Annotated in this window: 18 protein-coding genes; 13 read left to right on the top strand and 5 right to left on the bottom strand. The window is 63.5% G+C overall.

Annotated features, from left to right (window positions below; genetic code table 11):
* The first annotated feature begins 21 nt into the window (after nucleotides 1-21).
* The 7 genes from JQ611_RS35215 to JQ611_RS35185 all read left to right on the top strand — a co-directional run bounded on the left by JQ611_RS35215 (nucleotide 22) and on the right by JQ611_RS35185 (nucleotide 7,476).
* Entirely contained in the window at nucleotides 22-759 is a 738-nt protein-coding gene (locus tag JQ611_RS35215) for an SDR family NAD(P)-dependent oxidoreductase (RefSeq protein ID WP_212468040.1), read from the top strand.
* Nucleotides 760-877: 118 nt separating this feature from the next.
* On the top strand, nucleotides 878-1,651 hold the full coding sequence (locus JQ611_RS35210) for a thioesterase family protein (protein ID WP_212468039.1): 774 nt from the start codon (nucleotides 878-880) through the stop codon (nucleotides 1,649-1,651).
* Between the two features lie 218 nt (nucleotides 1,652-1,869).
* Nucleotides 1,870-2,577, top strand: coding sequence for a septum site-determining protein MinC (gene minC, locus JQ611_RS35205; RefSeq protein ID WP_212209838.1), 708 nt, complete (start codon nucleotides 1,870-1,872; stop codon nucleotides 2,575-2,577).
* Nucleotides 2,578-2,596: 19 nt separating this feature from the next.
* A complete protein-coding gene (minD, locus tag JQ611_RS35200) occupies nucleotides 2,597-3,412 on the top strand; it encodes a septum site-determining protein MinD (protein ID WP_192735279.1) in 816 nt (271 codons plus the stop codon).
* Nucleotides 3,409-3,708 carry a cell division topological specificity factor MinE gene (gene minE, locus JQ611_RS35195; protein ID WP_212036347.1) on the top strand — a complete coding sequence of 100 codons (300 nt, stop codon included), beginning with the start codon at nucleotides 3,409-3,411 and terminating at the stop codon, nucleotides 3,706-3,708. Before minD ends, minE begins: the two co-directional genes overlap by 4 nt.
* 199 nt (nucleotides 3,709-3,907) lie before the next feature.
* A complete protein-coding gene (locus tag JQ611_RS35190; RefSeq protein ID WP_212468038.1) occupies nucleotides 3,908-5,425 on the top strand; it encodes an ATPase domain-containing protein in 1,518 nt (505 codons plus the stop codon).
* Nucleotides 5,426-5,484: 59 nt separating this feature from the next.
* Nucleotides 5,485-7,476, top strand: coding sequence for an ATP-binding protein (locus JQ611_RS35185; protein WP_312012338.1), 1,992 nt, complete (start codon nucleotides 5,485-5,487; stop codon nucleotides 7,474-7,476).
* 9 nt (nucleotides 7,477-7,485) lie between these two features.
* Here JQ611_RS35185 and JQ611_RS35180 read toward each other — a convergent pair whose 3' ends face one another.
* Nucleotides 7,486-9,048, bottom strand: a complete 1,563-nt coding sequence (locus JQ611_RS35180; RefSeq protein WP_212468036.1) for an AMP-binding protein — start codon at nucleotides 9,046-9,048, stop codon at nucleotides 7,486-7,488.
* A gap of 157 nt (nucleotides 9,049-9,205) precedes the next feature.
* Here JQ611_RS35180 and JQ611_RS35175 point away from each other — a divergent pair, with 157 nt between their 5' ends.
* Complete coding sequence (locus JQ611_RS35175) at nucleotides 9,206-10,186, top strand: nitronate monooxygenase family protein (protein WP_212468062.1); 981 nt, start codon at nucleotides 9,206-9,208, stop codon at nucleotides 10,184-10,186.
* On the opposite strand, the gene JQ611_RS35170 is transcribed toward JQ611_RS35175, so the two are convergent.
* Nucleotides 10,183-10,836 (bottom strand): hypothetical protein, encoded by a 654-nt coding sequence (locus JQ611_RS35170; RefSeq protein ID WP_212468035.1) that lies wholly within the window; start codon nucleotides 10,834-10,836, stop codon nucleotides 10,183-10,185. The two genes, JQ611_RS35175 and JQ611_RS35170, sit on opposite strands and share 4 nt — an antisense overlap.
* A 120-nt stretch (nucleotides 10,837-10,956) precedes the next feature.
* Here JQ611_RS35170 and JQ611_RS35165 point away from each other — a divergent pair, with 120 nt between their 5' ends.
* The 3 genes from JQ611_RS35165 to JQ611_RS35155 all read left to right on the top strand — a co-directional run bounded on the left by JQ611_RS35165 (nucleotide 10,957) and on the right by JQ611_RS35155 (nucleotide 12,861).
* A complete protein-coding gene (locus JQ611_RS35165) occupies nucleotides 10,957-11,202 on the top strand; it encodes a hypothetical protein (protein WP_212265170.1) in 246 nt (81 codons plus the stop codon).
* 205 nt (nucleotides 11,203-11,407) lie between these two features.
* Entirely contained in the window at nucleotides 11,408-12,079 is a 672-nt protein-coding gene (locus JQ611_RS35160) for a hypothetical protein (protein ID WP_212468034.1), read from the top strand.
* A 113-nt stretch (nucleotides 12,080-12,192) separates the two neighbouring features.
* On the top strand, nucleotides 12,193-12,861 hold the full coding sequence (locus tag JQ611_RS35155; protein ID WP_212468033.1) for a hypothetical protein: 669 nt from the start codon (nucleotides 12,193-12,195) through the stop codon (nucleotides 12,859-12,861).
* A gap of 85 nt (nucleotides 12,862-12,946) precedes the next feature.
* On the opposite strand, the gene JQ611_RS35150 is transcribed toward JQ611_RS35155, so the two are convergent.
* Nucleotides 12,947-13,201 (bottom strand): cysteine rich repeat-containing protein, encoded by a 255-nt coding sequence (locus JQ611_RS35150; protein WP_212468032.1) that lies wholly within the window; start codon nucleotides 13,199-13,201, stop codon nucleotides 12,947-12,949.
* Nucleotides 13,202-13,447: 246 nt separating this feature from the next.
* Between JQ611_RS35150 and JQ611_RS35145 the strand changes: the two genes are divergently transcribed.
* A complete protein-coding gene (locus tag JQ611_RS35145; protein ID WP_212468031.1) occupies nucleotides 13,448-13,711 on the top strand; it encodes a hypothetical protein in 264 nt (87 codons plus the stop codon).
* Nucleotides 13,712-13,895: 184 nt separating this feature from the next.
* On the opposite strand, the gene JQ611_RS35140 is transcribed toward JQ611_RS35145, so the two are convergent.
* Both JQ611_RS35140 and JQ611_RS35135 read right to left on the bottom strand, forming a co-directional pair.
* Complete coding sequence (locus tag JQ611_RS35140; protein ID WP_312012337.1) at nucleotides 13,896-15,827, bottom strand: ATP-binding protein; 1,932 nt, start codon at nucleotides 15,825-15,827, stop codon at nucleotides 13,896-13,898.
* On the bottom strand, nucleotides 15,824-16,501 hold the full coding sequence (locus JQ611_RS35135; protein ID WP_212265165.1) for a response regulator transcription factor: 678 nt from the start codon (nucleotides 16,499-16,501) through the stop codon (nucleotides 15,824-15,826). The genes JQ611_RS35140 and JQ611_RS35135 overlap by 4 nt, the downstream gene beginning before the upstream one ends.
* 234 nt (nucleotides 16,502-16,735) lie before the next feature.
* On the opposite strand from JQ611_RS35135, the gene JQ611_RS35130 reads away from it, so the two are divergent.
* Nucleotides 16,736-17,887: a hypothetical protein gene (locus JQ611_RS35130; RefSeq protein ID WP_212468030.1), complete on the top strand. Its 1,152-nt coding sequence runs from the start codon at nucleotides 16,736-16,738 to the stop codon at nucleotides 17,885-17,887.
* Nucleotides 17,888-18,292: the final 405 nt, after the last annotated feature.

Raw genomic sequence — 18,292 nt, 5'->3', positions numbered from 1 at the left:
CGCTTGCGACGGACGGGATCGATGACGACCAAACAGGATCTGAGTGCGCGTGTCGCGCTGGTGACGGGTGGCTCGCGCGGCATCGGCGCTGCGATTGCAATGACGCTGGCCGAACTCGGTGCCACGGTCGCGGTCAATTATCGCGAGCGAGCGGATGACGCCGAAGCCGTTGTTGCCAAAATCAAGGCCGGTGGTGGCCGCGCCATCGCCGTTGCCGCCGACGTGTCGCAGGCCGCTGCCGTCGCAAGAATGGTCGAACAGGTCGCCCGCGACCTCGGTCCGATCGACATCCTCGTCAACAATGCCGGCATCGCGATCGTGCGCAGCGTCGACGAACTTTCCGAGGCGGATTTCGACCGCACCATCACGGTCAATCTGAAGTCGGTATTCCTGTGCACGCAAGCCGTGCTGCCGATGATGCGGGCGCGTAAATGGGGCCGCATCGTCAACATCTCCTCTGGTGCCGCACGCGGCGCCGGCGCGATCGGCCCGCACTACAACGCCTCCAAGGCCGGCATGGAGGGACTGACGCGAGGGTACGCGGCGCGGCTGGTGAAGGAGGGGATCACGGTCAACAATGTGGCGCCGTCGCTGATCGAAACCGACATGATGCGCGGCCGCACCGATCTTGCGCGCAATATTCCGCTGGGCCGAATGGGGCAACCTGAGGAAGTGGCGCAGGCCGTCGCGATGGTGCTCGGCAACGACTACATGACCGGCCAGACCATCATCCTCAACGGCGGCATGGCCTTCATTTGACACGAGGCGTGAGTGCGTTGCGTGCGAATGGCGCACAGGGGTCTGTGCCGCCGAGCTCTCGACTCGCGCGAGCGGAGCGGGCAGAAAAGCGCTTTCCTTCTCAAGGGATCATTGATTGATGGACGCTATCTTTCGCGTGGACGGCAACAGCGTCCTCACCAGCCCCCACGCGGCGGGGCCGTGGGATCCGAGCATGCAGCACGGCTCACCGCCGGCGGCATTGGTGGTCTGGGCAGCAGAAGCGTTGCCGACGCCGGTACCGATGCGGATCGCGCGGGTGACGGTGGATTTGATGCGCCCGGTGCCGGTCGCGCCGCTGACGATCGTGACCGAGATTCTGCGCGAAGGCCGCAAGATCCAGCTCTGCGCGGTAAAACTTCGCGCCAATGGCGTCGTGGTGGTCGCGGCCACTATTTTGAAGATCAAGGAGCAGGCCAACGAATTGCCGCCCGAAGCGGACATCGAACAGGTCACGCTGCCGGGACCGGAGCAATCGCGGGTCGAGCCCGCGGATTTTTCTTCCAGCCCGTTCGTGACAGGCATGTCGCTGCGCGCCGCACGCGGCCGGTTCGGTGTCCCCGGTCCGGGCGCGATCTGGTATCGCGTCGATCGCCCGATCGTCGAAGGGGCGGCGGTCTCTCAGGCAATGCGGGCGATGGTGGCGGCGGATTTCTGCAACGGCACTTCGGCGGTGCTGGATTTCCGGCAATGGACGTTTCTCAATGCCGACCTCACGGTCAATTTCGCGCGCCAGCCGGTCGGTGACTGGATGCTGCTCGACGCCGAATCCTGGATCGGCCCCGACGGCGCGGGCCTCGCGATGGCGCGGCTGGCCGATGAACGCGGCTATTTCGGCCGCGCCGTCCAGAGCCTGGTGATCGAGCGGCGTTGACGCGAGGGCGATCGGGTGGTCAGCCGATCCGGCTTGGCAAACCGATCAAATTGCCACCACTTTTGCTGATCGCAACCGCTCGCCTGTAACTTCGGGTAGCTCTCGTGTCGCTCTTCTGGCGCCACGCGGTCGCTGAATGAGTTGTCATAATTAATCAACCATTAACCAAATCAGTCCCATCCTTAATTATTCAGTAACCAGGAATGGGTGGATCCACCATGCAGGCAACAGCGGGGGCAACGCGACAATTGGTTCGCATGCGAGGCCGCTCGTATGTCGCCTTCGTGTTCACGCCGGAGATTCCGATTCTTGGCTGGCTCGAGGAGATCGATGCGACACTGGCGCGTTCGCCGGGCTTCTTCGTCGGCAAGCCTGTCGTGCTCGACCTGGCGGCGCTGGACCTCAGCCGCGCGGCCATCACCCACCTCGTCAATAATCTGGAAGAACGCAACATCCGCGTGCTGGGGATCGAGGGCGTGGATGCCGAGAAGCTCACCACCAGCATGCCGCCGCTTTTGACCGGCGGTCGTTCCTGCGTCATCACGCGAACCGAGCCTGCGGAAAAGCCCGAGGAAAAGGTCGAGGCCAAGCCGAAGCCGAACTCGCTGCTGCTCGACAGCCCGGTCCGCTCGGGCCAGTCGATCGTCTTCACCGATGGCGACGTCACCGTGCTGGGCTCGGTCGGCTCGGGTGCGGAAATCGTCGCCGGCGGATCAATCCATGTTTACGGCACGCTGCGCGGCCGGGCGATGGCCGGCGTCAACGGCAATTCGTCGGCCAGGATTTACTGCCAGAAGATCGAGGCGGAACTGCTCGCCATCGACGGCTACTACCAGACTGCTGAAGAAATCGACGCCTCGCTGCGGAATCGCCCGGCCCAGGCCTGGCTGCAAGGCGACACCATGAAAATTACACCGCTGAATTAATCGGCTACGGAGATCAATTATGGCAAAGGTCCTGGTCGTTACATCAGGCAAGGGCGGCGTTGGAAAGACGACGTCCACGGCCGCGCTCGGTGCGGCGCTGGCCCAGGCCGGCGAGAAGGTCGTCGTCATCGACTTCGACGTCGGCCTGCGCAACCTCGATCTGGTGATGGGCGCGGAACGGCGCGTGGTGTTCGACCTCATCAACGTGGTGCAGGGCGTCGCCAAGCTTCAGCAGGCGCTGATCCGCGACAAGCGCCTGGAGAATCTGTGGTTACTGCCGGCCTCCCAGACCAGGGACAAGGACGCGCTGACCGACGAAGGCGTCGGCCGGGTCATCGCTGAGCTGCGGACCAAGTTCGACTGGATCCTGTGCGACAGTCCCGCAGGCATCGAACGCGGCGCGATGCTGGCGATGCGTTATGCGGACGAAGCCGTGATCGTCACCAACCCGGAAGTCTCCTCGGTGCGCGACTCCGACCGCATCATCGGGATGCTCGATTCGAAGACCGTCAAGGCGGAGCAGGGCGAGCGGGTGACCAAGCACATCCTGATCACAAGGTTCGATCCGGTGCGCGCGGCGCGGGGCGAGATGCTCAGCATCGATGACATCCTCGAAATTCTCGCAACCCCGCTGCTCGGCATCATCCCCGAGAGCCAGGATGTGCTTCGCGCCTCGAATGTCGGCTCTCCCGTCACCCTGAACAATGTGGCCAGTGCACCGGCCCGCGCCTATACCGACGCGGTCCGCCGCCTGATGGGCGAAACCGTCGACATGGTCGTGCCGGCCGAACGCAGGGGATTTATGAACCGATTGCTCGGACGGAGGGCGGCATGAGTATGAATCTGCTTCGCCTGTTCAGCGGCCGCAAGGCAACCGCCCCGGTGGCGCGGGAGCGGCTGCAGATTCTGCTGGCGCACGAGCGCGGCCTGCGCGGTCAACCGGACCTGCTGGCGACGCTGCGCGAGGAGATCCTCGCCGTGGTCTCTCGGCACATCCAGCTCGATCCTGACAAGGTCACGGTCAAGCTTGACCGCGGCCCGGCCGTGTCGACGCTGGAAGTCGATATCGAAGTGCCGAATAATTTCGAGAAGACCAAGGCTCACGCTGAGAGGCGAGCTGGGGCGGCTTGATACCGCCATGAGGCCGGGCGATGGCGCTGCGGCGGGGAGCGCCGTTCGCCGCTTGCCGTGAAGCCGGCCCCTAGCCATGTCACCAAAGGTTTCCGGCTGCTGGCCGGAAAATGGCGCGATGTGATCGGAATTTCCCTTCCTGGTTCCATCTCCGGGGAACCCCCTGATATCGCCGGAGTTGCCCTCCGTTAGGGGCCTCATGAACGCAGCCGGAATACCCACCGACAAGGCAAAATCGGGCGTGTGGGGCCTGGACGACATCCTGTCCGGCGGCTTTACGCGTGGCCATCTGTTTCTGCTCGAAGGTGAGCCCGGCACGGGCAAAACCACCATTGCGCTGCAATTCCTGATGGAAGGCGCGCGCGCCGGCGAAAAGTGCCTCTACGTCACGCTGTCTGAAACCGAACGTGAGCTGCGCGAGGGCGCGGCGTCCCATGGCTGGGCGCTCGACGAGCGTATCGACATCTTCGAATTGTTGCCGCCGGAGAGCCTGCTCGATTCCGAGCAACAGCAGAGCCTGCTGTATTCGTCCGATCTCGAACTCGGCGAGACCACCAAGCAGATATTCGAAGCCGTGGAACGCTTGCGGCCGGCCCGGGTGGTTCTGGACAGTCTTTCCGAAATCCGGCTGCTGGCGCAAAGTTCGCTGCGGTATCGGCGTCAGATCCTGGCGCTCAAGCATTATTTCGCGAAGTTCAATACCACTGTCATGCTGCTCGACGATCTGACCGCCGAGGCTGCGGACAAGACCGTTCACAGTGTGGCACACGGCGTGGTGCGGCTGGAGGAGCTGGCGCCGGCCTACGGCGCAGAGCGACGGCGGGCGCGCGTCGTCAAATATCGTGGCGTGAAGTTTCGCGGCGGCTATCATGACGCCACCATCACGACCGGCGGGATGAATATCTTTCCGCGGCTGGTGGCCTCGGAGTTTCGCAGGGCGGTTGAGCGAACCACGATGTCCAGCGGCATCGCGGAACTCGACAGGCTGCTGGGTGGCGGCGTCGAGTCAGGATCGAGCACCCTGATCCTCGGGCCTGCGGGAACCGGCAAGTCGCTGGCCGCGATCACCTTCATTGTCGCGGCGGTCGCGCGCGGTGAAAGGGCGGCGTTGTTCGTGTTCGACGAAGAACTCGGGCTGTTGTTTTCGCGCATGATCGGGCTCGGCATCAATCTCGAGGAAATGCAGCGCAGCGGCAGCCTGTTCATCGAGCAGGTCGATGCCGCGGAGCTGTCGCCCGGCGAGTTTGCCCATCGCGTCCGCAAGCGGGTCGATGACGACCGAATCAAGACGGTCGTGATCGACAGCCTCAACGGCTATCAGGCCGCCATGCCCGAAGAAAATTCCCTGATCCTGCACGTGCATGAATTGCTGCAGTATCTGAACCGCCAGGGTGCTGCGACATTCATGACGGTGGCACAGCATGGACTGATCGGAGATATGAAGGCGCCGGTGGATGTCACGTACCTTGCCGATACGGTTGTGCTGCTGCGCTATTTCGAAGCGCTGGGCAGCGTGCGGCGTGCGATGTCGGTCATCAAGAAGCGTACCGGCATGCACGAATCGACGATTCGCGAATATCGCATCGGCAATCGCGGACTGACGATTGGTGAACCGCTGGACGGTTTCCATGGCGTTCTGCGTGGCGTTCCGGTTTATGTCGGCGAAGGGCAGCCCTTGCTGCAGGAACGCCGCTTGTTCGAGGAGCAGCAGCCGTGAAACCGGGCGCATCGTCTGAGCGCGCCGTCATTCTCGCACCGACCGGGCGCGATTCGTCCGTGGCCACTACGCTCATCAGGGAAGCGGGGTATTACGCCAATACCTGCAGCGATCTTGCCGGCTTGATCCATGAGATCGAAAGCGGGGCTGGCCTTGCGGTCGTCGCTGACGAGGCGATCAAGACCGCGGATCTCCGGGGATTGGTAGATTGGCTGAGCAGCCAGCCGCCGTGGTCGGATTTCCCGATCGTGCTGCTGACGCGACAGGGTGGCGGTCCCGAGCGCAATCCGGATGCGATGCGGCTCGGGCAAATCCTGGGCAATGTCACCTTCATCGAGCGCCCTTTCCATCCGACGACGCTTGTGAGCATTGTCGGTTCTGCGGTCCGGGCCAGGCGCCGCCAGTACCAGACGCGCTCGATCCTCGCCGATCTGACCGAAAGCGAAGGCCTGCTGCAGACCGCGCTGAATGCCGGTCATCTCGGGGCGCTTGAACTGCATTTGCCGGAATACAAACTCGAAGCATCGGAAACCTGCGCGCGCTTTTTCGGCCGCAAGCCGGGCGAGTCTTTCACTTTTCAGGATTTGTCGGCTGCGGTTCATCCCGACGACCGGGAGCGCCGTCTCGAAGCCATCGATCAGGCGATCAAGACCGGTGGGGATTACCGCATCGAATATCGGATTATCTGGCCCGACGGCTCGCAGCACTGGTTGGACACCCGCGCCCGCGCGGTACGGTGGCCGGACGGCAGCATCAAGTCGCTGGTCGGCGTCTGCTCCGATATCACCGCGCGCAAGGTTGCGGAAATCGAGCGCGAGGCCCTGCTCGCGCAACTCGCCGCCGAACGCACCGCGCTGGCGGAACTGACGGCGACACTGGAGCAGCGCGTCGAGCAGCGCACCGCCGATCTGATGAAGGAAGTCGCCGCGCGTGAAAAGGCGCAGGAACAGTTGCGCCAGGCGCAGAAGATGGAGACGATCGGACAGCTTACCGGCGGCGTGGCGCATGATTTCAACAATTTGCTGATGGCCGTGATGGGTAACCTTGATCTGCTGCGCAAGCGCATGCCCGACGATCCCCGGCTTCACCGCCTGGTCGATGGCGCCATGCAGGGCGCGGAACGGGGTGCGTCATTGACCCAGCGCCTTCTGGCCTTTGCGCGTCAGCAGGATTTGCGCACGGTCTCGGTCGACCTCCGTTCGCTGATTCAGGATATGACCAACCTGCTGGAACGCTCGCTCGGCCCGCGCGTCGCGGTGCGGTTGGACATCAAGGACGGCCTGCCTCCGGCGCGTATCGATCCCAACCAGCTTGAGCTTGCGATCCTCAATCTGGCGATCAACGCGCGTGACGCGATGCCCGACGGCGGTCCGATCGACATCAGGCTGGACGAGCAGAAGATCACCAGGGATCCGGTGTTGAAGCCTGGCCGTTATCTCAGGCTGTCCGTCGTCGATACCGGCACCGGCATGACATCAGAGACACTGGAGCGGGCGATTGAACCCTTCTTTTCGTCCAAGCCACTCGGCAAGGGCACCGGCCTTGGCCTGTCGATGGTGCACGGCCTGGCGGTGCAACTCGGTGGCGCCTTGCGGCTTGCAAGCGCGGTCGGAAAAGGCACCACCGCGACGCTGATACTCCCGATAGCTACCGCTGCACCGGAGGTCGAGGCTCCGGCGCCGGCGACGCAAGGCACCAAACGCTCGGCCGTGATCCTGTTTGTCGACGACGATCCGCTGATTGCCATGTCGACCATGGAGATGCTGGAAGACCTCGGTCACCACGTGATCGGCGCCAATTCGGGCCTGCATGCGCTCGACATCCTCAGGAGCGAGCAGCCGATCGATTTGATGATGACCGATCACGTGATGCCCGGGATGACCGGCATTGAACTCGCGGCTGCGACGCGCCAGGTGCGCCCGTCGCTGCCCATCCTGCTGGCAACCGGTTATGCCGAATTGCCCGAAGGCGCGCAGCTCGATCTGCCGCGGCTTGCAAAACCTTATCACCAGGACCAGTTGCGCGAACGGCTCGATCAGTTGCTGGCGTGAGCCGGAAATTTACCCCACCATCCGGTCGCGGCCGGTCCAGAAGCCTGCCTTCAGCACCTTCTTGTCGACCTTGCCGACGCCGGTCATCGGCAACTCGGTGACGAATTTGATGTGCTTTGGCGCGTGCGCCGAGCCTTTTTTCGTTTTCACGAGATTGATCAACTCATCCGCATTCGGCTTCGCACCTTCGCGCGCCACCACCACCGCGGTGACGGCCTCGCCCCATTTATCGTCGGGAACGCCGACCACGGCGACCATCGCGACATCGGCATGCTGCGACAAGACGTCCTCGACCTCGCGCGGAAAAATGTTGAAGCCGCCGGAGACGATCATGTCCTTCTTGCGGTCGAGGATGAACATATAGCCGCGCTCGTCCTTGCGAGCGATATCGCCGGTATGCAGCCAGCCGCTCTTGAGCGTTTCGGCGGTTTGCTCCGGCCGCTTCCAGTATTCGGCCATCACATGCGGCGCGCGCACGCAGATTTCGCCGGCCTCGCCGGTCGCAACCTCCTGGTCGTTGTCGTCGAGCACCTTGACCTCGCACGCCGAGATCGGGAATCCGCAGGACGTAAACATTTCCGGCGTCTTCGGATCGTGGTCGGCCTTGCGCAGCACCGACACCGGATAGCACTCGGTCTGGCCGTAGAGCTGCGAGAACACCGGCCCGATCCGCTCGATGCCCTCGACGAGGCGGCTCGGCGACATTGCGGATGCGCCATAGAGCAGCAATTCGAGCGAGGAGAGGTCGGTCCTGTCGAGCGATGGATGATCGAGCATCACGTAGATCATCGTCGGCACGAACAGCGTAAAATTGATGCGCTCGCGCTCAATGGTCTTGAACACGGCTTCGGGATCGAAACCCTTCAGCATGTGCACGGTGCCGCCGCGCATCAGCGTCGGCAGCACTTTGGTGCCGGCGACATGGCTGATCGGTGCCACCGTGAGATAGCTCGGCCGATCCGGGATTTCGAAGTCCGCCAGGATCGCGCTGGCGGCGCCGCTATTCTCGCGGTGGGTGCGCAACGCGCCCTTGGATTTGCCGGTGGTGCCGCCGGTGTAGTTCAGGGTAGAGAGATCGTTCGGCCTGGCAAGGCAGCGTGCCGTGGCGCTGCCGGCAGCCTCGACTGCCGTCAATAGATCGACTCCATAGCTGGCGGGCCCGAGCGTGAACACGGTTTTCAGGCTAACGGCCCTGGCCGCGAGTTCGCCGCCGCGATCGCGAAAGGTGACGCCGTCGACCACCAGCATCTGCGCTTCGGAGTCCTCCAGCTGGAACAGCTGATCGTCGAGCGAGCCCAGCGGATGCAGCCAGGTGATCGAAAGCCGCGACAATTGCGCGGCGACGCCCGCGCACCAGGCGTCGGCGCGGTTGGCGGTGAGGAAAGCGACGCGGGTACCGGGCTCGAAGTTCAGCCGCATGAACACGGCTTGAATGCGGCCGATCAGCTCGGTCGTGCCTTGATAGGTGATCGATCCGCCGGGCCAGCTGAACGCGGTCCGCTCCGGGTAACGCGACAGCGCCCGCAGCGTCTGCTCGCAAGCGACCGGAGACGCGTACAGCGGATTGTTCATTTCAAAATTCCTCCCGCAACTTTTGTAATTGGCCCTTGATCGTGCCAATGTTGATCCTATAGCGTTTTCAAGCGAAGTGGATACCGGTTCGCGTGAAGAAAACGCGTCAAAAAAATAAAGCCGCTAGCACACCAAGGCCACGGCTCAAGTTGCGATGATGCATACATCCGATCTTCTCGCGCGCTTTCAGGATCGTCTCAGCCTGCCGCTGATCGCGGCGCCGATGTTTCTCGTTTCCGGCGTCGAGCTTGTGGTCGCCGCATGCCGCAACGGCGTGATCGGCTCGTTCCCGACGGTGAATTGCCGCAGCCACGAACAGCTCGAAGAATGGCTCAGCGAGATCGAAGGCCGTTTGCAGCGTCATTCGGACGAGAGCGGCAAGCCCGCCGCGCCGATCTGCGCGAACCTGATTGTGCATCGCTCCAATGCGCGGCTGGCGCAGGATCTGGCGGTGCTGCTGCGGCACAAGCCCGAGATCGTCATCACCTCGGTCGGATCGCCGGCACAGGTCGCGGCGCCGTTGCATGATGCCGGCGCGCTTGTCTTCGCCGACGTCGCCAGCATCCGCCACGCCGAACGCGCGGTCGCTGCCGGCGCTGATGGCCTCGTACTGCTGACCGCAGGCGCGGGTGGCCAGACCGGCTGGCTCAATCCGTTCGTGTTCGTGCGTGCGGTGCGCGGCTTCTTCGACGGGCCGCTGGTGCTCGCGGGCGGCATCAGCGACGGACATGCCTTGCGCGCGGCGCAGGCGCTTGGCTGCGACCTCGCCTACATGGGCACCAGGTTCATCGCCACGCGCGAGAGCATGGCGGATCCGAGATACAAGGATATGCTGGTCGCCAGCAGCGCCGACGACATTTTGCTGACCACGGCTTTCACGGGCTTGCAGACCAACATGCTGCGGCCATCAATCGAAGCTGCCGGCCTCGATCCCGACGATCTGCCGGCGCGCGGCGCCATCGATATTGGCAAGGACATCGACATCGGCGCGCGCGAAAACCGCCCAAAGCGCTGGAAAGACATCTGGAGCGCCGGCCATTCCACCTCGGGCGTGACCGAAGTGCTTGGCGTCGATGAACTGGTTGCACGGACGCTAGTCGAGTATCGCGCCGCGGCGGCGAAAATCCAGCTCACCTAGTTCGCCACAAAATACCAATTCTTGTCGTAGTGAACGAGCTGGCTCGGCGGTTTGTCGTCGAACTCGAAGAAGTCTTTGGGATCGCTGCCTGGCGGCACGTGCAGGAAGCCGGTGAAATAGTGTTTCAGGCCGCGCGAGGTCAGGAACAGCACGTAGGTGCCTTCTTTGGCCGTGTCGATGACGATGTCGTTTCCGCCGGCGGAAACCTTGGGCTCGTTTGCGCCCAGCGCGATCATGGATTTGTTGTAGGGGACGTTCGGCTTGAGCTCGCCGGCCTCGACGCGGGCCACGATCCGTTCGCGATCGGCGCGGTGCCAGTGGAAGTTTCGCTGCAGCGCGACCTTCTGCAGTGGTGCGTAGACCAGCAGCGCCAGCGTCGCCGCGCACATCAGGAACGGGATCGCGAATTTTGTCCCGCCCCGTGGGATGCGAAGCAGCAGCGTCGCCGTCCAGAGGCAGCAACCGAAGAACACCAGCGCCGTCAGCGGCAGGATGCCGAGCAGGACAAAGCCGGACGGCCACTCGGCCATCGACAATTCGAAGGTCGCGAGCAGCAGCGTGCCGATCGAAATGCCCGCGGCCGCCAGCAATGCGGCGCGGACCGACGGCCCGTTCGTGGCGGTCGTCGCTTCCTGAGTTGTTTCCGCCATGCAGGGTTGTTTCTCGTGCCGTTCCCGGATTAACGGGCCATTAACCAAATCCGCCCCAACAATAGAACCACAGGATAGCCGGCCGCACCGCCGGGCGATCCGCAAATAAGGGGGCGCAAGATGGATTTCGATCAGTTTTATGCCAAAACCCCGGCCACCATCGACGAAATCAGGTGGCGGGTGACCCGCGCGCTGGACCGGCACCCGCTCTGCCGCAACGTCGAATTCGACATCCTCAGCATGCCCCGCACCGGCAAAAGCAACTGGACCATCAGCCTGCGCTCGGTCGCCCCCGACGCGCTCTGGGAGGCCTCCGATATCGTGGCCGACATCCAGGAAGCCTACGATCTGGCCGCGGCGGCCTGATTTTTTGCCGATTCGACGCGATTCTCGCGCTTTTCCGGGGGCACTAACCCCTTGAGCGGCATGGTAAAGCCTTAATTACCGTCCAGCTTTCGGGCATCCTCGGTAGCGTTTTCGAGCGAGGTGGATACCGGTTCGCGTCAAGAAACGCGTCAAAATATAAAGACTGGAGCCGACAGGCTCTGGGATCGGCGGAATGGAGACGTTGTTGACCAAAGTCATTACGATCGTTGCGTTGACCTGTTTCCTCGTGGTGGGCGCCGCCGCCACCGCAATTCTCGGCCGCGACACCCTGTTCGCCGCGCATTACGAACTGGCCTCCGCACCAACCGCGGTCCAAACTCCGGTCTCGAACAAGGAAAGCAAGAAGGACAAGCTCGCCATCGCGACGATGGCGCTGGCCGCGTTTGAACCGCCGCAGGCCGCCCCCGTACTGAGCGAGCCGCTGCGCCAGGCCTATGCCTCGACCGGGCCGGCCGATCTTGGAATTCCGAAAGTCGCGGCACCCGCCATGGCGCCTGCTGCGGCACCGCCCAAGCCCAAAGCCGCCGCCAAGCCGGCCCCGCAAAAGAACTACGCGCTGCTCAGCGACATCCAGATCGCCGGGATCAAGGAGCGCCTCAAGCTTTCCGCCTCGCAGGAATCTTATTGGCCGCCGGTGGAGACCGCGTTGAAGGCTGTCGCCCGCAAGATTCACGCAAAGCGTCAGGCCGATCCCAATGCGGCGGGCGGCATTCCGATCGATCCCGAGGCTGAAGAAGTCCAGCAGCTGAAATCGGCGGCGATGCCGTTGTTGTTCCAGTTGCGCGAAGATCAGAAGAGCGAAGTGCGCTCGCTCGCCCGCATCATCGGGCTCGAAAAAGTAGCCTCCATGATCTGAGCGATTGCGGTGGCCGCAGCGCACGCCGCCGGTTCCATCGTTTCCACATTTTCCCATATCGGAACATCGGCTCCATCAGCGCGTTTTCCCGCGTGGTATCAAGGAGCCGAACCATGCGCACTTCGACGGCATATTTTGCAGGCGTGGGAACCGTGGTCGCGGCTGTTGTCGCGGGCCTTGGCGGCGGCATGTTGATTTCGAACATCGTCAGCCCGCATGCGCCCAGGATCGAAACGAGCAAGCTTGAGCTGCGGATGTCGGAGAAGCCGATCCCGGCGAAGGCTTCGTCGGAACCGGCACCGAACGTGGCGGCGGTCGCACCGAATGCAGCGCAGAACCAACCGCAGAACGAACCCGTCACGACCACCTCGACCCAGGCGCAGCCCGCTGGAGCTGCAGCGAGCACGCCGCCTGCAGCATCACCACAGCCGACGACCGCCGCACCCGTGACGCAGGCAGCTGCGCCCGAAAAGACAAATCCTGAGTCGATCAGAACGCCCGAAGCCGCTTTTGCCAAAACGCGCGATAGCGATATCAGGGCGCGCGATGCCGACGTGAAGTCACGCGACGCCGATATCAGGCGAGAGGCAAGACGCGCCACTGAGGAGAAGCGCAAGGCCGAGCGTCGTCAGAACTGGGTTGAACGACGCCGGCCGCGGCAGGATCAGGAGCTTCGCGAGGTCGAGGAGAAGGTCCGCGAAGAGACCGAGCCGCGGCAGGTCTTTGCGGCCGAGCCGGCGCGACTCGAGACGCCCCGGATCAGATTGTTCGATCTGGACTGATCGATCTCCTTCCCACGCGTTTTTCGAGCGACGTCGCTGAGCTTCGCTTCTGATGCACGCAGAACGAAGCTCTGGATCGCTTCACCTATCCGCCACGCGATTCCACCACCTTGCGGCAGGGGTCGGACAGTTTCGACTTGTTGTCGCGCAGGCAGGCGTTCATCTGCGGCGGCTTGCCGATATGCTCGGCGCAGAATTTCCCGGCATCGGAACGGCAAGCCATCTGCTCTTCGCGGCTCGGCCCGGATTGGGCTGACGCCAGCGCACTGCCGGCGAGCAGAAAAATCAGCGAGACGAGGGCGGTTGCGGCAGGCGTGGATTTTTGAACTGGCTTTTTCATGGATCACCTTGGCTGGGGCGTTGACGGGTTGAACGACGGTTCGCGGAAACTCGTCGAGGCCGGCTGCGCGGTCCATGCCATGTTCATGGCAGCGAAAATTCCCCTGCAAACGCCCCGCGACATCGACACACCATCTTCATGGGATGTTGCCGCGCGCCGGTCTGGCCCAAGTACCTCTCCACGTCGGCTGCGGTGACCGGTCGGTCCATCGCAAGGCTGCACGGCAAAATAATCAGGAGAGGTTACATGTTGAGGATTTCTGGATGGCTGAGCGCCGGTCTGACCGTGGCGGCGCTTTCGCTTCATACCGGCTCGGCCCAGGCGGCGGTGGTCTATTGCAAGACGGCCGGCGTGCCGCAGGGCTGCGTGGTGCGGCCGACGCCGGTGGCCGCCGCCGTGGTCGCGACGCCCCGCGTCGGCGTGGTTGGAGTCGGCGCGCGCGGCGTCGGTGTCCGCCCCGGCACAGCGTGGAATCGTGGCGGCCCCGTCAACCGCGTCGGGCGGCGCTGAGGCATGATGTTCTTTTTACCTCGCCCCGCTTGCGGGGAGAGGTCGGATCGCATCGCAGATGCGATCCGGGTGAGGGGGTACAGGTCCATCGATAGATCGAGATGGAGGAGAGAGCCGCTCACCCCAACCCTCTCCCCGCAAGAGCGGGCGAGGGAGAAGTACGCCGCTCTCATGCTCGGTCGATTCAACCATTCGCGTCGCTGTCGGGAAAGCGGTGCGGCAAGGTCAGCCGCACCCGCGTGCCGTCGGCGCCGGATGTCATTTCCAACCCGGCGCCGCAGCGTGCGGCGCGGCTTCTCATGTTGCGCAGGCCGCGTCCCGTTTTGGCGCCCTCGGCGGGTGCTTCGCCATCGGGCGCCAGCGCAAAACCCCTGCCGTCGTCCGCAATCGTGATGCAGCCCTGATCGAGGCCGTCAGGCTCGCGTCGCGTCTCGATGCTGACGGTGATGCGGCGCGCGCGGGCGTGCTTGACTGCATTGGTCAGGGCTTCGTCCAACAGCCGCATGATCTGGATCACGTGCCAGGGCCGCAATTCCGGATGCACCGGCAGGCCCGGCGGCGTGATCAGCCAATCGAGTTCGATATCATGCGGCCGGAGCTGCGCCATGGCGCGCTCGCGCCACGATCCCAGCGCCAGCATGAGGTCGCCGCCGATGTCGTCCATGGAGTCGATGACAAGGCGCAGATCCTTCAGCGCCGCCCGGGCGGCGTCGCCGATACCAGCGCTCGCATCATTGCCGCGTTCGCTGAGCGCCACGATGCTGACGAGCTGGCCGCCGAGGCCATCGTGCAGGTCGCGCATCAGCCGGGTGCGCTCGCGGGCCAGCGCCGCGGCGCGGGCACGTTCTTCCTCGCGGACGAAACTGGCCTTCAATTTGTCTTCGGCCTCGCGCACCTGGGTGACGAGCCGGCCGGCAAAGCTGTCGACCTGGTTGAGCGCGCGCGCGAACCGCCAGGTCAGCGCCGCGCCGATCGCCACCAGCATCGCCGAATAGGACAATCGCGAGAAGAAGATGCGTCTATCAGGGACGATCTGCAGCACGGAGAGCATGTCGTGAATCCAGCTGGTCAGCACGATGGTGACCGCGCAGCCCAAGAGGATGCTGGCGGCGTCCTGCCGCCGCAGCACCGCATTCCCTGATATCAGCGCCATCATCACGAGACAAAGTCCGACGGTCGGCGTGCCGATGAACAGATACAGCGACCGGACCGAGGCCTGGCCGCCGATCAGGCCGGCAGTGGCAAGGATCACGCTGGGTGCGAAGATGACCGCGCCCCAGCGCGGCCATTTGCGGCCAAAAAACAAAATGCCAAAGGCCAGAACAAGCCCGCTCTCGAGCGGCGCGGAAGCGATCGCGATGGAATTGAGCGTGGCGTAGCGGGACTCGTCGAGCGGGGTCGACAGAAATGCCTGCAGGACGCCGACCGCCATCGCCGCCGCCAGCATGCCGTAAGCCGGTTCATGCCGTCGCATCACCCACATGATGGTCAGAATCACCGCGAGGATCGCTTGCCAGGCCGAAAACACGATCGGCAACGTGACGAACAGCAGCGCCCGCCGGTCGTAATAGGGACGAACGACATCGTCAGGTCCAACGTAGGGCGTGTCGAGAAACGCCGAGATCGGGCCCCACACCAGCACGCGAATGGTGAGTTCGTTCGAACCGCCGTGCAGCAGCGCTGACGGGATCACGGCGATCTGCGGCGTGGAGCGGTCAGGCCGGTTGGCGACCGGATCGCGCCTCGTGTCCAGCACCACGACGCCGTTGACGGCGACTTCGGCGGCATTGGTGAAGCGCGGCAGATAGATCGACCAGGCGCGCGGCGGTTGCTCGGCCGGAAATGTGAACCGGCCGGAATAGGTTGGCTGATCGTCGGCGGGCGACCGCGCGCTGGCGAAGTGCGGCGACGTGACGGACCGCTCGGTGTTGCCTTGCCTCAGCCTGAACTCGGTCACGGCATAATTTTCAGGCGGCGCGGGCAGCGGCTGTCGCAGGATGAAGCCGCAGGCGGCGGCGATCAGCACCTGCAGGAGCACATATTGCAACAGGCGGGAGACCTGCAGCCGCCGGCGCACCTCGCCGGGAGGAGCCTCGATTGCGGCGTCCTCGGTCACAGCCGGATCAGGCCTTGCTGCACTGCCTCGAACACCGCTTCGCCCCGGGTGTGCACTTCGAGCTTGCGATAGATGCTCTTGATGTGCCCGGGCACGGTCTGCCGCGACAGGCCGAGATGGCCCGCGATCTCGGCGTAGCTGAAGCCCTTGGCGATGCCCCAGAGGATATCGATCTCGCGCGGGGTCAATTTGGCGGTGTTGAGCGGCGGGCCGGGCGGCGGCTCCGGATTGTTCTGGGTCCGGCGCACGATGAAACGCGCGATCGAGGCCGAGATCGGCGAATGCCCGGCCACGAGGTCGCGGACGGTGGCCGCGATGTCGGTCGGAAACGCGTCCTTGAGCAAATAGCCGGTGGCGCCGACGGTGATCGCCGAGATCACGCTCTCCTCGTCGCCGAGGATCGATATCACCATGATTTCGGTGTCGGGAAAGCGCTGGCGCGTCTCGCGGATCAGATCGATGCCATGCCCGTCAGGCAATTGCAGATCGGTCAGCAGCACCTTTGGCGCGCCCTGCGCCAGGCCGGCCCTGGCCTCGGCCAGCGTCGCCGCCGCGCGCACCTGATATCCGGCCTTGGTCAGCGCATCCTGCAGCCGCCACAACGTCGGCGCGTCGTCTTCGACCAGCAAAACGGAAATGGCCTGCGAAAGCGGTTCATCGCTCAACGGCGTCATGGAATTGGCTCCGGCCGCCTGTCCCCGCGCGGCCCTGCGCGAGTTTAGCCTTTCGACGGCGTTTTGGGACAGCCATATTCATGGGGGAGGTCACATAGGGGAGGGACCATACCCTCCCGGTGAACCTGCGGCGCCAAACCGTTAAGTTACGGGATAAAAAAGTAATCCGGTTGCAAGGAACGCGTTCCACACTTCGGGGCAGCTCATCAGGGCCGGATCAGGGATCCTTTCCAAGTGACGCCCAAGAATGAAATCCAGGCTGATCGGATCCGAAAATACCTCGGTCATTTGACGTCGCATGCGCGCAGCAGCCTGCTCGTCGAAATCGAGCGGATGCAGATGTATGACGAGGACATTTCGGGCTTCGAAATCATCCTGGCAGAACTGCGCGCCGAGTTTCGCAAAAGCGGCGAGACCCACAACCGGATCGGCAATCCGTCGCGCTACTTCTTCAAGCCGATCGAAGCATTGTTCGTCGACCGCTCGCCCGAGCGCGCCAATTCCGGCCAGATATCGCGCGGGTCGCTGTCGGCGATCTGGGAATGGATCAACCAGGATCAGCTGCCGTCGATGGCGCGCGATTATTGCGAGCAGATGAAGCAGCTGATCGTGAAGGACAATCCGGACGAAGCCAAGCTGATCGTCGCCGGCTTCCAGTCCAAGGTAGTCAAGACGATCGAGGGGCTTCTCGGCTCCGAGCAGGGCGTTGCCGACGTACGAAGAGCTCTTGGCCAGTATACCGGCTCCCGCGCCAGCTTTGACGATCTCAAGAAGATCCTGCTGGCGTTGCGGCTCCGCGACGCCATCGTCGCCTTCAATGAAGCGTTGCCATCCAAGGTGGATGATTTCGACGGCGACGCGCTTTCCAGGATACGCGGTCATCTCGACACGTTCGCGGCCAAACATCCCGAAGCGATGCCGTTTGCCCTGACCATGGTGACGAAGCACCTCAAGGTGCCATGGCAACTGGCCCGTCTCGCGACCAGGTCGGCGCGCAGCAAGAATGCCGCCGAGATCGCGGCGACCCGCTATGCGATCAGCATCGCCATGGTGCTCGACCATCTCGACGACCAACGAATAGAGCTGAGCCACGCTTTGAAGCGCAACCGTATTTCGATCGCCAGGGACATTCTCACCGACATCTACGATATCGAACACGTGCTGCGGACCTCGATCGATCGCATCGACCAGACCGATTGGGGACGAAAGCTCGACGCCGTGATGGCTGCGGTAGCGTCCGATTTGAAGGCTGAGCTGCAGTCCCTGCCGGGAAATCTCCACCACGTCCTTGAATCGCGCACGCTGCATCGTCATCACGCCGAGCCGGTGGGACTGGCGTTCCTGGTGCAGAAGGGCCGCAATTTGATCGGGCTTGGGCAGAGGTAGGATGGGCTGATCCCTCCCGCGGACCGATCAGCATCGATGCACCCGCGACATTCTGACCCGACGGGCAAATCACTTCCGGTTTCCAGAAATCGTGTCAAGACCCAAGATGAAAAATATTTCTGTTTACCAGAATCAGAATCAGGAGTATGTGTTTGGCCATCCCGTCCTACTCAGAAGGGCGTCGGCCGTCGTCACGGACGTTGGACGGGTTGCGGTGGACGCTGGTTTGCGCTGAGACGACGGCGTGGACTAAGCGTACGGTAAAACCGTGTGGTCCTGGCGCCCGTTGCAGGCGTCAAGCTGTCGGAGAAGCGCAAGCGGGAACGGCAGCGACGGAGTCAACCAAGAACTCGTCTCCGGGGAGATCACGGCATAAGCCGTAAAGCCATTGCGCAGGGAAGGCCG

The organism is Bradyrhizobium sp. AUGA SZCCT0182, from assembly GCF_018130185.1.
Lineage (GTDB): Bacteria > Pseudomonadota > Alphaproteobacteria > Rhizobiales > Xanthobacteraceae > Bradyrhizobium.
Note: the sequence above shows the minus strand (reverse complement) of the source record. Positions and strands in the feature narration are given on the sequence as shown.

Excerpts from the sequence above, each read along its gene's own strand:
- JQ611_RS35215 (WP_212468040.1), top strand. The coding sequence starts at position 22 with ATGACGACCAAACAGGATCTGAGTGCGCGTGTCGCGCTGGTGACGGGT.
- JQ611_RS35210 (WP_212468039.1), top strand. The coding sequence starts at position 878 with ATGGACGCTATCTTTCGCGTGGACGGCAACAGCGTCCTCACCAGCCCC.
- minC (WP_212209838.1), top strand. The coding sequence starts at position 1,870 with ATGCAGGCAACAGCGGGGGCAACGCGACAATTGGTTCGCATGCGAGGC.
- minD (WP_192735279.1), top strand. The coding sequence starts at position 2,597 with ATGGCAAAGGTCCTGGTCGTTACATCAGGCAAGGGCGGCGTTGGAAAG.
- minE (WP_212036347.1), top strand. The coding sequence starts at position 3,409 with ATGAGTATGAATCTGCTTCGCCTGTTCAGCGGCCGCAAGGCAACCGCC.
- JQ611_RS35190 (WP_212468038.1), top strand. The coding sequence starts at position 3,908 with ATGAACGCAGCCGGAATACCCACCGACAAGGCAAAATCGGGCGTGTGG.
- JQ611_RS35180 (WP_212468036.1), bottom strand. The coding sequence starts at position 9,048 with ATGAACAATCCGCTGTACGCGTCTCCGGTCGCTTGCGAGCAGACGCTG.
- JQ611_RS35175 (WP_212468062.1), top strand. The coding sequence starts at position 9,206 with ATGCATACATCCGATCTTCTCGCGCGCTTTCAGGATCGTCTCAGCCTG.
- JQ611_RS35170 (WP_212468035.1), bottom strand. The coding sequence starts at position 10,836 with ATGGCGGAAACAACTCAGGAAGCGACGACCGCCACGAACGGGCCGTCG.
- JQ611_RS35165 (WP_212265170.1), top strand. The coding sequence starts at position 10,957 with ATGGATTTCGATCAGTTTTATGCCAAAACCCCGGCCACCATCGACGAA.
- JQ611_RS35155 (WP_212468033.1), top strand. The coding sequence starts at position 12,193 with ATGCGCACTTCGACGGCATATTTTGCAGGCGTGGGAACCGTGGTCGCG.
- JQ611_RS35150 (WP_212468032.1), bottom strand. The coding sequence starts at position 13,201 with ATGAAAAAGCCAGTTCAAAAATCCACGCCTGCCGCAACCGCCCTCGTC.
- JQ611_RS35145 (WP_212468031.1), top strand. The coding sequence starts at position 13,448 with ATGTTGAGGATTTCTGGATGGCTGAGCGCCGGTCTGACCGTGGCGGCG.
- JQ611_RS35135 (WP_212265165.1), bottom strand. The coding sequence starts at position 16,501 with ATGACGCCGTTGAGCGATGAACCGCTTTCGCAGGCCATTTCCGTTTTG.